Below are 13826 nucleotides of genomic sequence, written 5' to 3' on the forward strand. Positions count from 1 at the left end.
GACCATGCCCCGGATCGCGGAGATTCTCGACACCATGGAGTACGGCCCGGCGCCCGAGGACAGCGGCATCGCCCGCGACTGGCTGGCGCGGCACGAGGCGGGCTTCGGCCATTTCATCGACGGAAAGTTCGTCGCCCCGGCCGAGGGCGGCCGCTTCGAGGTGCTGAACCCGGCCACCGGCAAGCCGCTGGCGCAGGTGGCGCAGGGCACCGCGAAGGATATCGACGCCGCGGTCAAGGCCGCGCGCCGGGCGCAGAAGGGCTGGGCGGCGCTGCCGGGCCATGAGCGCGCCCGCCACCTCTACGCCCTGGCCCGCCACGTCCAGCGCCGCGAGCGGCTGCTCTCCGTGGTCGAGACCATGGACAACGGCAAGCCGATCCGCGAGAGCCGCGACATCGACATCCCGCTGGTCGCCCGGCACTTCTACCACCACGCCGGCTGGGCCTCTCTGGTCGAGACCGAGTTCCCCGGCTATCGCCCGGTCGGGGTCTGCGGCCAGATCATCCCGTGGAACTTCCCGCTGCTGATGCTGGCCTGGAAGGTGGCGCCGGCGCTGGCGGCCGGGAATACGGTGGTGCTGAAGCCGGCCGAGTTCACGCCGCTGACCGCGCTGCTCTTCGCCGAGATCGCGCAGGAGGCCGGGCTGCCGCCGGGGGTCCTGAACATCGTCACCGGCGACGGCGCCACCGGCGCCCTGATCGTCGAGCATGCCGATGTCGACAAGATCGCCTTCACCGGCTCGACCGAGGTCGGGCGGAAGATCCGCGAGGCGACCGCCGGCAGCGGCAAGAAGCTGTCGCTGGAGCTGGGCGGCAAGTCGCCCTTCATCGTCTTCGACGACGCCGACCTCGACGCCGCGGTCGAGGGCGTGGTGGATTCGATCTGGTTCAACCAGGGCCAGGTCTGCTGCGCCGGCTCGCGCCTGCTGGTGCAGGAGAGCGTGGCCGACCGGATGTACGACAAGCTGAAGCGCCGGATGGCGACGCTCCGGGTCGGCGACCCGCTCGACAAGTCGACCGACATGGGCCCGATCGTGGCCCAGGTGCAGCTCGACCGGATCAGGCATTACGTCGAACTGGGCAAGAAGGAGGGTGCCGCCTGCTGGCAGGATTCGGCGACGCTGCCCAAGGGCGGCCTCTACTTCCCGCCGACCTTGTTCACGGAGGCCGAGCCGGCCTCGACCATCGCGCAGGAGGAGATCTTCGGCCCGGTGCTGTCGGCTTCGACCTTCCGCACCCCGGACGAGGCGGTGGCCCTGGCCAACAACTCCCGCTACGGCCTCGCCGCCTCGGTGTGGTCGGAGACAGTGAACCAGGCGCTGCACGTCGCGGCGCGGCTGAAGGCCGGCGTGGTCTGGATCAACTGCGCCAACAGCTTCGACGCCGCGGTCGGCTTCGGCGGCTATCGCGAGAGCGGCTTCGGCCGCGAGGGCGGCCGCGAAGGCATGTTCGAATACCTCGTGCCGGGCTGGGAGAAGGACGCGCCGGCGCTGAAGCCCGTGGCCGCGGCGCCGCTGGCGGCGGTGCCGCTGGGCGGTGACCACGACCTGCCCTCGATCGACCGCACCGCCAAGCTCTATGTCGGCGGCAAGCAGGCCCGGCCGGATGGCGGCTACAGCTACACCGTCACCGATCCGAAGGGGCGGGCGCTGGGCCAGGTGGGCCTCGGCAACCGCAAGGACATCCGCAACGCGGTCGAGGCCGCGCACAAGGCCTCTGGCTGGGGCGCCCTGGCCGGGCACAACCGCGCCCAGGTGCTGTATTACCTGGCCGAGAACCTGGCCGCCCGGTCCGAGGAGTTCGCCCGCCGGATCGCCGCCATGACCGGCGCCTCGGCCAAGGCCGCGGCGGCCGAGGTCGAAGCCGCGGTGCGGCGGATCTTCTTCTACGCCGGCTTCGCCGACAAGTACGACGGCCAGGTGCACGATGCCCGCGCCCGCCAGGTGACGCTGGCGATGAACGAGCCCTGGGGCGTGATGGGCATCCTCTGCCCGGACGAGGCGCCGCTGCTCGGCTTCGTCTCGCTGGTGGTGCCGGCGATCGCCATGGGCAACCGCGTGGTCGCGGTGCCGTCGCCGCGCCACCCGCTGGCGGCGACCGATCTCTACCAGGTGCTCGACACCTCCGACGTGCCGGGCGGCGTGGTCAACATCGTCACCGGCGAGCGCGATGTTCTGGCCAAGACCCTGGCCGAGCACGACGACGTCGCCGCCCTCTGGTATGTCGGCCCGGCCGAAGGCGGGGCGGCGGTGGAGAAGGCCAGCGCCGGCAATCTCAAGGCCACCTGGACCAACCAGGGCCGCCGCCGCGACTGGCTGTCCGACACCGAAGGGCAGGGGCGGGAATACCTGCGCCGCGCCACCCAGGTGAAGAACATCTGGCTGCCTTACGGGGAATGAGGCGGCGTCCGCTCGTGCGGGGCAGGATGTCAGCGGCCTGAAACATCAACCCGTCATGGCGAGCCCCGAAGGGGCGTGGCCATCCAGGGCCGCTCGCACCGGCTCTTGGATGGCCACGGCGCTGCGCGCCTCGCCATGACGGAGAAGAACCGAAGAGCCGATCCCAAAGGCCACTGGTATAACAGCGAGGGGTGCGCAAGGAGGGGCGATGTCCGACATCTGGGCGATGCCGTCGGGCTTTCCCGACCTCCTGCCGGGTGAGGTCCATGTCTGGCGCGTTCGGACCGAGCGTGACCCGCAGGCTGGGCTCGTCCTGCTGTCGGCGGAGGAGCGGGCGCGCGCCGACCGGTTCCGGACCGACCTGCTGCGGGCCCGCTACGTCGCCGCCCATGCGGCGCTGCGGCTGCTGCTCGGCCGCGCCCTCGGCAGGCCGGCGCAGACGCTGCGCTTCGGCCAGAACGCCTGGGGCAAGCCCGAGCTGGCGGAGGGCGACCTGCGCTTCAATCTCTCGCACAGCGGCCCCTGGGCCGTGGTGGCGCTGGCCCGCGGCATCGAGGTCGGCGTCGATGTCGAGGCCGTGTCGCAGCCGCCGCCGCTCGAGGTCGCCGGCATCGCCTACTCGGCGGCGGAGCGGGCGGCCCTCGCCGGCCTGGCCGGCGAGGCGCTGACCGCGGCCTTCTACGCGATCTGGACCCGCAAGGAAGCGCTGTCCAAGGGCATCGGCCGCGGCTTCTCCTTCGACTTCACCGGCTTCACCGTCAGCGCCGACCCGGCCGAGCGGACCAGCCGTCCTGTGCTGCCGCCGGACCTCGCCGGCGCCGACTGGCATCTGCACGACCTGCCGCCGCTCGAGGGTGCGGCGGCGGCCGTCGCCGTCCCGACCGATGGAATCGGCATCGCCGCCTGGCGGTTCGAGCCGGGGCTGTGGGGGCTGTAGCCGACGCTATCCCCGGTCGCCGGCGAAGCGCTCGGCCAGGCGCTCGCGGCGGAAGGCTTCGGTGACGAAGTCGACGAAGGCGCGGGTCTTGGCCGGCAGCAGAGTGCGGCTGGCGTAGTAGATCGAGATCGGGCCGGCATCGGCGTGCCACTGCGGCAGCAGGCGCACCAGGGCGCCGCTGTCCAGATGCGGCAGCGCATCCGCCACCGTCACCATGGCGACGCCGAGTCCCAGCACCGCGGCCCGGCACATCGCCGCGGGATCGTTCAGCACCACGGTCTCGGCGGGCGTCGCCGCCATCTCCAGCCCGGCGGCGTTGCGCATCATCCAGTGCCGCACCCGCCCGGTGCGAGGCGAGCGCATGACGATCCCGTCCAGGCCGGCCAGCCCCGCCGGGTCGGCCGGCGTGGCCCGGCCCTGCAGCCAGGACGGCGCCGCCACCGCGACCACATGCGCCGGGGCCAGGATGCGGGACACCGTGCCCGGCGTCAGCTCGAAGCCGGCGCCGATGGCCGCGTCGAAGCCCTCGGCCACCAGGTCCACCTGACGGTTCTCGAACCGCCAGTCCGGGCGGATGCGGGGATAGCGCTCCAGGAAGGCGGGCAGCAGCGGCAGGATGTGGTCGACGCCGATGGTCACCGCCAGGCTGACCTTCAGCACGCCGGCCGGCTCGCCGCTTCCGGTCGACACCGCCGCGATCGCCGCCTGCAGGCTGTCGAGGCTGCCCTCGATGGAGGCCAGGAAGCCTTCGCCGGCCTCGGTCAGGGTCAGCTTGCGGGTGCTGCGGTGGAACAGCCGCACGCCCAGGTTCCGCTCCAGCATCGCCACGTTGCGGCTGACCGCGGCCGGGGTCAGCGCCAGCCGGCGCGCCGCGGCGGAGAAGCTGCCGGCCTCGGCGCTGCGGGCGAAGGATTCCAGGTTGGCGAGGGTCTCCATCGCGTCACATCTTCAACGGATACTTGTGACTGATTCCAGTCATTCCATACTAATCATGCAGCAATTGCGGTGCGATATCCACTCCATCAAACCGTTGGAGTGTCCTCAGATGACCACCACCCATTCCCCGCTCTCCGGCAAGGTCGCCCTGGTCACCGGCGGCTCACGCTCGATCGGCGCCGCCATCGCCGGGCGCCTGGCCGCGGACGGCGCCGCCGTCGCCATCACCTACAGCGCCTCGCCGGACAAGGCCGAGGGCGTCGTCCGCGCCATCCAGGCGGCGGGCGGCCGGGCCGTCGCGATCCGGGCCGATGCCGGCGACCCCGAGGCGGTGCGCGCCGCCGTGGCCCGCACCGTCGAAGTCCTCGGCGGCCTCGACATCCTGGTCAACAACGCCGGCATCGCGCTCGGCGGCCCGATCGACGAGGTCTCCTTCGCCGACTACCAGCGCATGATCGCGGTGAACGTCACCGGCGTGTTCGTGGCGACGCAGGAGGCGGTGCGGCACATGACGGCAGGCGGCCGCGTCATCCATATCGGCAGCTCGATGGCGCGCTACGCGGCCTTCGGCGGCGCCTCGGTCTACACCCTGACCAAGGGGGCGGTGGCCGGCTTCAACCGCAGCCTGGTGCGCGACCTCGGCCCGCGCGGCATCACCGTCAACACCGTGCATCCGGGCCCGACCGACACCGACATGAACCCGGACGGCGGCCCGGTGTCGAAGATCGTCGGCCCCGGTATCGCAGTCGGCCGCTACGGCCGGGCCGAGGAGATCGCCGGCGCGGTCGCCTATCTCGCCGGCCCGGACGCAGCCTTCGTCACCGGCGCCGAGCTGGTGGCCGATGGCGGCTTCACGGCCTGAGCCGGCTATCCGCCGGGCGCCCGATCGGCGATGATCGGGCGGGGCAGGGGAGGGGCTCATGCTGGACCACGTCACCATCCGGGTCGGCGACTTCGAACGGTCGAAGGCCTTCTACGACCAGTTGCTGGCGCCGCTCGGCATCGCCCGCCTCTATGCCGATGGCGAGACCTTCGCCGGCTACGGCGTCGGCCGCCGGGCGTTCTTCTGGATCGGCCTGCATGACGGGGCGATCACCGGCACCCATGTCGCCTTCGCCGCGCCGGACCGGGGTATCGTCGACCTCTTCCATGCGGCGGGCCTCGCCGCCGGCGGCCGGGACAACGGCGCGCCCGGGGTGCGGCCGCACTACCATCCCGACTATTACGGCGCCTTCCTGCTCGACCCCGACGGTCACAATGTCGAGGCAGTGTGCCGCGAGGCGCCCTGACCGGTCAGGTTGCCAGGAAACCGCCGTCGACCGGCACGATGGCGCCGTTCATCATCGCCGAGGCGTCGCTCAGCAGGTACAGGATCACCTCGGCGACGTCGTCCGGCTGGGCGAAGCGGCCGAGCGGGATGCGGCCCAGCATCGGGCCGGACTTGGCCGGGTCGCTCCACGCCTTCACCGCCATCGGCGTCAGCGTCACCACCGGGTTGACGCTGTTGGTGCGGATACCGTGCGGCCCCAGCTCCACCGCCATCACCCGGGTGATCTCGTCGAGCGCGCCCTTGGAGGCGCAATAGGCGGTGTGGTCCGGCAGGCCGATCATCGAGGACACGCTCGACACGTTGACGATGGCGCCCTTCTGCCCGCGGCGGATCAGGTCGCGCGCCACCACCTGGGCCGCGATCATTGGCGCCCGGGCGTTCACTGCCATGATCTGGTCGAAGCTCTCGACCGAGGTGTCGAGGAAGGATTCCAGCGTGGTGGTGCCGGCGCAGTTCACCAGGGCGTCGACCGGCAGAGCCTCCTCGGCAGCCCGGCGCGTCGCCTCGGCATCGGCCAGGTCGACCGCGATGCTGCGGCAGCCGGTCTCCTGCTCCAGGCTCGCCAGGTCCTCGGGGCTGCGGGTGGCGGCGACCACCTCGGCGCCGCGCCGGTGCAGCAGCACCGCCGTCGCTCGGCCGATGCCCTTGCCGGCGCCGGTCACCAGCACCCGCCGCCCGGCGAAATCCTGCCCGCCCATGACGTCCTCCCTGTCTCGACTCGCGATGCCTCCCTATATCAGGCTCGGAGCGCCGGCGTCTCTCCGGACCGGCCCAGGAGATCGAGCATGCCCGAACCTTATCCCGTGACCCGCAGCGACGAGGAATGGCGCCGCATCCTGACGCCGGAGCAGTACCGGGTCATGCGCCAGCACGGCACCGAGCGGCCGGGCAGCTGCGGCCTGCTGAGCGAGCACCGGCCGGGCGCCTTCTGCTGCGCCGGCTGCGGCAGCAGGCTGTTCGAATCGAAGTGGAAGTTCGAGAGCGGCACCGGCTGGCCCAGCTTCAACGACCCGGTGCCGGATTCGGTCGAGACCACGGTCGACCGCAGCTTCGGCATGACCCGCATCGAGGTGCATTGCGCCACCTGCGGCAGCCATCTCGGCCACGTCTTCGAGGACGGCCCGCCGCCCAGCGGGCTGCGCTATTGCATCAACGGCGTGGCGCTGGATTTCCAGCCGGAGTGAGCCGGGGCCGGGCTACATTCGAAAACGGTCTCGCGGGTGCCAAAATCGCACAATCCGGAAAGGAACTGAGTGTTCGTCTCCTCCCGTTATACGTGCAATCGGGACGCAAGGAGACGGTTATGGAGCATCGAGAGGAGACGACCACGCTCATCTCCGGCGACAAGGTCGCCGGGACGGAGGTCTACAACACGGCGGGCGAGCATCTCGGCGAGATCCACGACGTGATGATCGACAAGGTGTCCGGGCGCGTCGCCTATGCGGTGATGTCGTTCGGCGGCTTTCTCGGCATCGGCGAGAAGTACCACCCGCTGCCCTGGTCGGCGCTGGAGTACGACACCAATCAGGGCGGCTACGTCGTGAACCTGTCGCGCGAGCAGCTGGAAGGGGCTCCGGTCTACGCCGAGGAGACCCCGCCGCGCTGGAACCGCGAATACGAGCAGGACATACACGACTATTACGGCATCAGCCCGTATTGGACCGGTTCGCTGCCGCGCTGACGGAGACCGGCGTCGGGAGGCCGCCATGTCGGAGCGGGTCGTCGACGTGTTCGACGAGAACGGTGCCTTGGTGACGAGCTATACCGTCATCCTGGCTGGTTCCGGCGATGCGCCGGATGAGGCGTATGAGTCCGAAGCTCTGCGCATGGCGGCCTTCGACGCGGCCATTCCCGCCGATCGGCTTGCCGGATTGACGGCGAAAGTCCGGTCGTAGTCGGGCGGTCGTGCGGCATCGCGGCCTTGGTCCAAGGTCTAATCCGCCAGCCGCGGGATGACCGATCCCGATGCCCCGTTGATCCGGCAACCAACTTCACAGGAGGAACCGCCATGAAGTGGGTCTTGATCGCCTCCGCAGCGGGTTTCCTGGCGCTGAGCCCTGCGGCCCTGGCCGATTGCCGCCAGGACATCGACCAGCTCGACGCGCAGTTCAAGCAGGCGGAGGCGCAAAGCGGACAGCCTGCGGCCACGCCCCATCAAACCCAGACGATGCAGGGCGCCCAGACGGGGGCCGCCGGTACCATGCCGAGCACCGGAAGCGCCCCCGACGCCGCTTCCAGCGAACATCAGCGGGAGGCGCTCAAAGGCGCGGGCGAGCAGTCCCAGCAGGAGCAGTTCGCCGCCCACCTGAAGGAAGCCCGCCAGCTGGCGCAGACCGGCGACGAGGCCGGATGCATGACGAAGGTCGAGGCCGCGCGCAAGCTGCTCGGCACTCGCTGACGGACTGCCTCTCCAAAGTACGGAGCAGACAAGGTTCGGGCCTGCGCAGCGATGCTCCGCAGGCCCGAACCGATCGTTGACCGACCTCTAGGTCAGCAGCGTCCGACGGCGTGGCAGTTCGTCAGACCGCCGACGGCAGCGCCGCCGACACCGCCGATGATCGCGCCGGTCCCGACATTGCCGCCGGTGACCGCCGCCGTGCCGGCGCCGAGGCCCGCGCCGATCGCGCCACCCGAGAGCGCCCGGGTGCCGGGGTCGCGGCCGCACGCCGCCAGGGACAGCGCCGCCGCCAGGATAAGCATAGCCGGCTTCAGCATCCTCATCTCCGTGCCAGTAACCATTTCAGACACGGAAACGATGCGGATCGCGAGATCGTTCCCATCCGCGGCGGCGACGGGAAGGAGTGTGGCATAGACGCCTCACTCGCCGGCCGCCGCCTTGACCCTGGCCGCGGTCAGCGGCAGATCGCGCAGCCGCCGGCCGATGGCGTCGGCGATGGCGTTGGCCAGCGCGGCGCTGGCCGGGCCCTGGCCGGTCTCGCCGCAGCCCAGGAAGGGCTCGCCCGGCCGGTCGATGATGCGCACCTCGACGCTGTCCGGCACGGCGCTGAAGCGCAGGATCGGATAGGTCGACCAGTCGACCGAGGTGATCCGGCTGCGGTCGAAGCCGACGCTCTCGTACAGGGTCCAGCTCATCGACTGCAGCACCGCGCCCTCGATCTGGTTGCGCACGCCGTCGGGGTTGACCACCTGGCCGGTGTCGACCGCGGCGACGACGCGCGGTACGCGGACTGCCCCGGTCTCGCGCTCGACCGCGACCTCGGCAGCGACGGCGCAATAGGCGGCCAGGTTCTTGTAGCGGGCGAAGCCGAAGCCGCGGCCGTGCCCGGCGCCGGCCGGGCGGCCCCGGTCCCAGCCGAAGGTCTCGGCGGCGGCGGCGATCACGTCGCGGGCGCGCGGATCCTGCAGATGCGCCAGCCGGAAGGCGACCGGATCGGCCCCGGCGGCCAGCGCCAGCTCGTCCATGAAGCTCTCGATCGCGAACACGTTCATCTGCGCGCCCAGCGAGCGCAGGGCGGAGATCCGGAGCGGCATGTCCGGCAGGAAATGGTGCACCACCTGGGCGCTGGCGAAACCGTACAGCGGGATGGCATTGCGGTCGCCGCCGCCCTCCGGCTGCGGCAGCGGCCTCGGGGCCGGAGCCGGGAACGCCTTCGCCATGTGCCGGGCCGCCAGCAGGCTGCCGGCAGGGCCGGGGCGCGTGGAATGGGTGTTGCTCCAGACCTCGTAAGCCCAGTCGGCGACTCGGCCGGACGCATCCAGCGTGCCGCGGACCTTGGCCACCATCGCCGGGCCGAAGGGCTCCCAGGCATGCTCCTGCTCGCGCATCCACTGCACCCGCACCGGGCGGCCAGGCAGGGCGACGGCCAGCAGGGCGGCGTCGGCCGCGGCGTCGTCGGCACCATTGTGGCCGTAGCAGCCGGACCCTTCGACCTGGATGCAGCGCACCGTCTCCGGCGGTCGGCCCAGCATCTCGGCAATCGCTCTGCGGTCCGGATAGACGCCCTGGGTGTGGGTCCAGACCGTCAGCAGGCCGTCCGCCTCCTGCTGCGCCACGGCGCAGGACGGGCCGACCGACCCGTGCAGCAGATAGGGCCGGGAATAGCTGGCCTCCAGCGTCCGGCCGGAGGCGGACGGCGTGGCGCCGTACCGCTCGAGGATGGTGAAGTCCCGGGCCGGCAGCGCCAGCAGCGCCTCCGGCAGCCGGGCCTGGTCGGGCAGTTCGGCGCTTTCCGTCCACTGCGCCGCGGCGGCCAGCATCCGCATCGCCGTGATCGCCTGGAACTCCTGCTCCGCCACCACCGCCAGGAAGTCGCCGTCGCGCACCACCTTCACCACCCCGGGCAGGGCCTCGACCGCGCCGCTGTCCAGCGTGGCCAGGCGGGCGCCGTAGCTCGGCGGCCGAACCACCCGGGCGTGCAGCATGCCGGGCAGGCGCAGATCCTGCACATAGGCGGCGCCGCCGGTGACCTTGGCCGGGATGTCGGTCCGCGGCACCGGCCGGCCCATCACCCGGAAATCGGCCGGTTCGGTCAGCTTCGACTCGGGCCGGGCCTCTACATGCAGCGACAGGCCGGACGCGACGAGGCCGCCGAAGGAGCGGCGGTTGCCGCCGGGCGCCAGCACCTGGCCGCCCTCGATCCGCAACTGGTCGGCCGGCACGCCCATCTGCCGCGCGGCCTCGCCCAGCAGGATCTCGCGGACCTGGGCCGCGGCGTGGCGGATGGCGGTGCCGCTGTCCTGCATCGAATGGCTGCCGGCGGTGTAGCCCTCATTGGCGGTCCGGCCGGTGTCGGCGGTGACCATGGTCAGCGCGTTGAAGGGCAGGCCCAGCTCCTCCGCCGCGATCTGCTGCAGCGCGGTGGCGATGCCCTGGCCCAGCTCGGCCTTGCCGGTGAAGACGGTGACCGAGCCGGTGGAATCGACCTGGATCCAGGAATCGAGGAAGGGGGCGTCCGCCAGGCTGCCGGGCAGATCGTCGCCGAGCTGCGGCGTCTCGGCGGCCTGCTGGGCGCGCGCGGCAGGGCTCAGGGCGAAGCTGACGACCAAGCCGCCGGCGCCCTGCAGCAGGCCGCGGCGCGACAGGACGGGGGAGAGCCCGGCGCTCACAACACCGTCTCCCCAGTGACCGCCCCTTGCGGCTCGGCCGCCGCGCTCCGCATCGCCGTGGCGGCGCGTCGGATCGCCCGCAGCACGCGCATATGGGTGCCGCAGCGGCAGAGATGCCCTTCCAGCTGGCGGCGGATCTCGGCGTCCGAGGGGGTCAGGGTCTTCCGCAGCAGGGCGTGCGCCCGCATCATCATGCCGGGGATGCAGTAGCCGCACTGCGCCGCCTGCTCCTCGATGAAGGCGCGCTGCAGCGGGCCGGGGGCGTCCTCGGTGCCCAGCCCCTCCAGCGTCGTAACCTCCTTGTTCTCCACCAGCAGGATCGGGACGACGCAGGAGAACACGGCCTCGCCGTTGACCAGCACGGTGCAGGAGCCGCATTGGCCCAGGCCGCAGCCGTATTTCGCGGCGTTGAGCTGCAGCTCGCCGCGCAGGACGTAGAGCAGCGGCGTGTCGCGATCGGCGGAGACGGTGTAAGTGCGGCCGTTGACCTTGAGCTCGATCATGACCCCTCCCTACTGGTTGGGGGCCGCGGAAGCCGCGACCTCGCTGTCCTTCGCCGCCCGGATGGCGGCCTCCACGCCGGTCCAGCCCGGCCGGTTGCCGAAGCGGCCGCGCAGATAGTCGACCAGCGTCGTCAGCTGCCGGTCCGACAGGGCGGCGGCGAAGCCCGGCATGATCGGGGCGGAGGCGCCGTTCCGTGCCGGGACGCCGTGCCGGATGATACGGATCAGGTTGGCCGGGCTGTCGGCGGTGATGGCGGAGCTGAGCCTGAGATCGAGCCCGCCGAAGGGCGAAGCCCGGCCGCTCTCATGGCAGCTGGCGCAGGTGGCGGCGTAGATCGCGGCGCCCGGATCCTGCTCCGCGGGGGCGACGGCGATGGTCTGGCTGCCCGCCGATTGCGGCCGGGTGCCGGGGCCGGCCGGCGTTGCGGCGGCGGCCAGGGCCTCGCCGCGCTTGCGGGCCTCGGCGTCCGGCGGGCCCGTCACCGCGGCGACATAAACGGCGATCGCCCGCACATCCTCTTCCGGCACCATCGACAGGTTGTCGGCCACCGGCGCCATCGGCCCTTGCGCCGTGCCGTGCAGCCCGTGCCAGCCGGCACGCAGATACTTGAACAGCGAGTCCTCGGTCCAGGGCACCGGCGCCGGCGATCCGCTGCCGATCGGCACGGCATGCCAGCCCTCGCTGTCGCCGCCGGCGAAGCGCCGGTCGGTCCGCTCGGCGCCGAGCAGGTTGCGCGGCGTGTGGCAGGCGCCACAATGGGCCAGCCCCTCGGTGAGGTAGGCGCCGCGGTTCCACACCGCGTCATGCGCCGGGTCGGGCTGGTAGGGGCCCTCCTCCAGGAACAGCAGCTTCCAGCCGGCCAGCAGGACGCGCAGGTTCAGGGGGAAGGGCAGGTCGTTCGGTGGCGCCCGGGCCGGCACCGGCCGGCGCGTCATCAGGAAGGCGTAGAGCGCCCGGTTGTCCTCATCGGTCACCAGGGTGAAGTGGTCGTAGGGGAAGGCCGGATAGAGGTGCCGGCCCTCGCGGTCGACGCCCTCGCGCATCGCTCGCCGGAACGCCGCCTCCGACCAGCGCCCGATGCCGGTGTCGGGGTCGGGGGTGATGTTGGTGCTGTGGATCGTGCCGAAGGGCGTGGGCAGCGGCAGGCCGCCGGCGAAGGGCTGCCCGCCCGGGGCGGTGTGGCAGGTGCCGCAATTGCCGATCGCGGCCAGGTCGGCACCCTTGCGGACCAGCGCCGGATCGAAGCTCGCCGCCGCCGGCGGGTCGACCGGGCCGATCGGCGGGCGCCAGGCATAGGCGGCCAGGCCCGCGACGCCGCCCACGATCAGCAGCAGCCCGACCCCGAGAGCGATGCGGCCGATGCTCGCCAGCCTCATGCAGGTCCCGTCCCTTGTCTGCCGGCCGGTCCTCTCATGGGCCTTCAGCCGGCGCATTCCTGGTTATGCAATGGTCGGACAAGACGGCCGTCCTGGCGAGAGGCGATTTGTCGCCGCGCTCCCGCTTCGGCCTCGTGAACATGGAAAATTGATCGCCTGTTCCCGCGGTGACGCAAGGACGGCGGCGCCCGATACGGCGGATCGATCGATCATACGATCCTATCGTCAAGAACGGATGCCGATCTCCTGAAAGCCTGCGCCAGGCGTCGGAGGCCTTCCTCGATCGAGACCTGCGGCACATAGCCCAGATCGCGCGCCGCCGGCGCCATGTCGTACCAGTGCGCGGTGCTGAGCTGCTCGGCGAAGAAGCGGGTCATCGGCGGCTCGCCCTTCAGCCGCAGGACCGGCCACAGGACCTCGCAGGCCGCTCCCAGCGCATAGGCCACCCGGAACGGGATGGTGCCTCGCACCTCCGGCGCGCCCGCGGCCCGCAGCAGCCCGTTGATCATCTCACGCATCGGCCGCGGCTCGCCGTTGCTGATGAAGTAGGCACGACCGGCGCAGGGCGCGCCGGGCGCCAGGCGCTCGAAGGCGGCGACATGCGCCAGCGCCGCGTTGTCGACATAGGTCGTGTCGACCAGGATGTCGCCCGGGCCGACCAGGCGCAGCCGCCCGGCGCGGGCTCGCGACACCAGCCGCGGCAGCACCTGCCGGTCGCCCGGTCCCCAGATCAGGCGGGGGCGCAAGGCGACCGTCGCGAGGTCCGTGCCGTTGGCGGCCAGCACCGCCTTCTCGGCGATCAGCTTGGTCGCCGGATAGGGTGCCTTGAAGCCGGTGCCGTAGGGCACGGTCTCGGCCGTGCCGCCCTCCACCGGCCGCCCCGCGCGATGGGTGACGCTGGGCGTCGAGGTGTGGATCAGGCGGCCGACGCCATGTGCGCGGCAGGCGGCGATGACGTTGTCGGTGCCGACGACATTGGCGCGGTGATAGCTGTCGTGGCTGCCCCACATGCCGCTCTTGGCGCCGCAGTGGAAGACCGCGTCCCGGCCGGCGCAGGCGGCGGCCACTGTGCCGCGGTCGGCAAGGTCGCCCAGCATCTGCTGCACCCCCAGCGCATCGAGCGCAGGCTCGGGGCTGCGATGGAGGCTGGCAACCTCATGGCCGCGTTCGACCAGCTCGCGGCACAGCGCCTGGCCGAGAAAGCCGCTGCCGCCTGTGACCAGGATCCTCATCGCGCCGCCCCCATCCGGTCCGCCGGGCCTTCCCCTGGATATCGGC

The 13826-nt window shown here is 71.8% G+C and carries 15 protein-coding genes; 8 read left to right on the plus strand and 7 right to left on the minus strand.

Annotation, left to right across the window (positions count from 1 at the left end; all coding sequences use genetic code 11):
* Window positions 1-4 precede the first annotated feature (4 nt).
* Together G537_RS0115135 and G537_RS38120 are read left to right on the plus strand one after the other, a co-directional pair.
* Window positions 5-2398, plus strand: a complete 2394-nt coding sequence (locus G537_RS0115135) for an aldehyde dehydrogenase family protein (protein WP_026870841.1) — start codon at window positions 5-7, stop codon at window positions 2396-2398.
* A gap of 208 nt (window positions 2399-2606) precedes the next feature.
* Window positions 2607-3335 carry a 4'-phosphopantetheinyl transferase family protein gene (locus G537_RS38120; RefSeq protein ID WP_051248439.1) on the plus strand — a complete coding sequence of 243 codons (729 nt, stop codon included), beginning with the start codon at window positions 2607-2609 and terminating at the stop codon, window positions 3333-3335.
* 6 nt (window positions 3336-3341) lie between these two features.
* Here the strand turns inward: G537_RS38120 and G537_RS0115145 are convergent, their stop codons facing one another.
* The gene (locus G537_RS0115145) at window positions 3342-4271 is read right to left on the minus strand and encodes a LysR family transcriptional regulator (RefSeq protein WP_026870842.1); all 930 of its coding nucleotides are present in this window, start codon (window positions 4269-4271) and stop codon (window positions 3342-3344) included.
* A gap of 109 nt (window positions 4272-4380) precedes the next feature.
* Here G537_RS0115145 and G537_RS0115150 point away from each other — a divergent pair, with 109 nt between their 5' ends.
* Together G537_RS0115150 and G537_RS0115155 are read left to right on the plus strand one after the other, a co-directional pair.
* Window positions 4381-5133, plus strand: a complete 753-nt coding sequence (locus tag G537_RS0115150) for a 3-oxoacyl-ACP reductase family protein (RefSeq protein WP_026870843.1) — start codon at window positions 4381-4383, stop codon at window positions 5131-5133.
* Window positions 5134-5191: 58 nt separating this feature from the next.
* Window positions 5192-5560 carry a VOC family protein gene (locus G537_RS0115155; protein WP_026870844.1) on the plus strand — a complete coding sequence of 123 codons (369 nt, stop codon included), beginning with the start codon at window positions 5192-5194 and terminating at the stop codon, window positions 5558-5560.
* A 4-nt stretch (window positions 5561-5564) separates the two neighbouring features.
* Here the strand turns inward: G537_RS0115155 and G537_RS0115160 are convergent, their stop codons facing one another.
* Complete coding sequence (locus G537_RS0115160; protein WP_026870845.1) at window positions 5565-6299, minus strand: SDR family oxidoreductase; 735 nt, start codon at window positions 6297-6299, stop codon at window positions 5565-5567.
* Between the two features lie 87 nt (window positions 6300-6386).
* On the opposite strand from G537_RS0115160, the gene msrB reads away from it, so the two are divergent.
* From msrB to G537_RS38125, 4 genes are all read left to right on the plus strand, one after another.
* Window positions 6387-6785: a peptide-methionine (R)-S-oxide reductase MsrB gene (gene msrB, locus G537_RS0115165; RefSeq protein WP_026870846.1), complete on the plus strand. Its 399-nt coding sequence runs from the start codon at window positions 6387-6389 to the stop codon at window positions 6783-6785.
* A 119-nt stretch (window positions 6786-6904) separates the two neighbouring features.
* Window positions 6905-7282: a PRC-barrel domain-containing protein gene (locus G537_RS0115170; RefSeq protein WP_026870847.1), complete on the plus strand. Its 378-nt coding sequence runs from the start codon at window positions 6905-6907 to the stop codon at window positions 7280-7282.
* 25 nt (window positions 7283-7307) lie between these two features.
* Window positions 7308-7496: a hypothetical protein gene (locus G537_RS0115175; protein ID WP_026870848.1), complete on the plus strand. Its 189-nt coding sequence runs from the start codon at window positions 7308-7310 to the stop codon at window positions 7494-7496.
* Window positions 7497-7609: 113 nt separating this feature from the next.
* Window positions 7610-7999, plus strand: coding sequence for a hypothetical protein (locus G537_RS38125; RefSeq protein WP_051248440.1), 390 nt, complete (start codon window positions 7610-7612; stop codon window positions 7997-7999).
* Between the two features lie 92 nt (window positions 8000-8091).
* Here G537_RS38125 and G537_RS0115185 read toward each other — a convergent pair whose 3' ends face one another.
* The 5 genes from G537_RS0115185 to oleD form a co-directional block, all read right to left on the minus strand.
* On the minus strand, window positions 8092-8316 hold the full coding sequence (locus tag G537_RS0115185) for a hypothetical protein (RefSeq protein ID WP_026870849.1): 225 nt from the start codon (window positions 8314-8316) through the stop codon (window positions 8092-8094).
* A gap of 102 nt (window positions 8317-8418) precedes the next feature.
* Window positions 8419-10668 (minus strand): xanthine dehydrogenase family protein molybdopterin-binding subunit, encoded by a 2250-nt coding sequence (locus G537_RS0115190; protein WP_026870850.1) that lies wholly within the window; start codon window positions 10666-10668, stop codon window positions 8419-8421.
* The gene (locus G537_RS0115195; RefSeq protein WP_026870851.1) at window positions 10665-11171 is read right to left on the minus strand and encodes a (2Fe-2S)-binding protein; all 507 of its coding nucleotides are present in this window, start codon (window positions 11169-11171) and stop codon (window positions 10665-10667) included. The genes G537_RS0115190 and G537_RS0115195 overlap by 4 nt, the downstream gene beginning before the upstream one ends.
* A gap of 9 nt (window positions 11172-11180) precedes the next feature.
* Window positions 11181-12548: a c-type cytochrome gene (locus tag G537_RS0115200; RefSeq protein WP_026870852.1), complete on the minus strand. Its 1368-nt coding sequence runs from the start codon at window positions 12546-12548 to the stop codon at window positions 11181-11183.
* A gap of 209 nt (window positions 12549-12757) precedes the next feature.
* Entirely contained in the window at window positions 12758-13780 is a 1023-nt protein-coding gene (gene oleD / locus G537_RS0115205; protein ID WP_026870853.1) for a 2-alkyl-3-oxoalkanoate reductase, read from the minus strand.
* Window positions 13781-13826: the final 46 nt, after the last annotated feature.

It is taken from the genome of Inquilinus limosus DSM 16000 (assembly GCF_000423185.1).
GTDB lineage: Bacteria > Pseudomonadota > Alphaproteobacteria > DSM-16000 > Inquilinaceae > Inquilinus > Inquilinus limosus.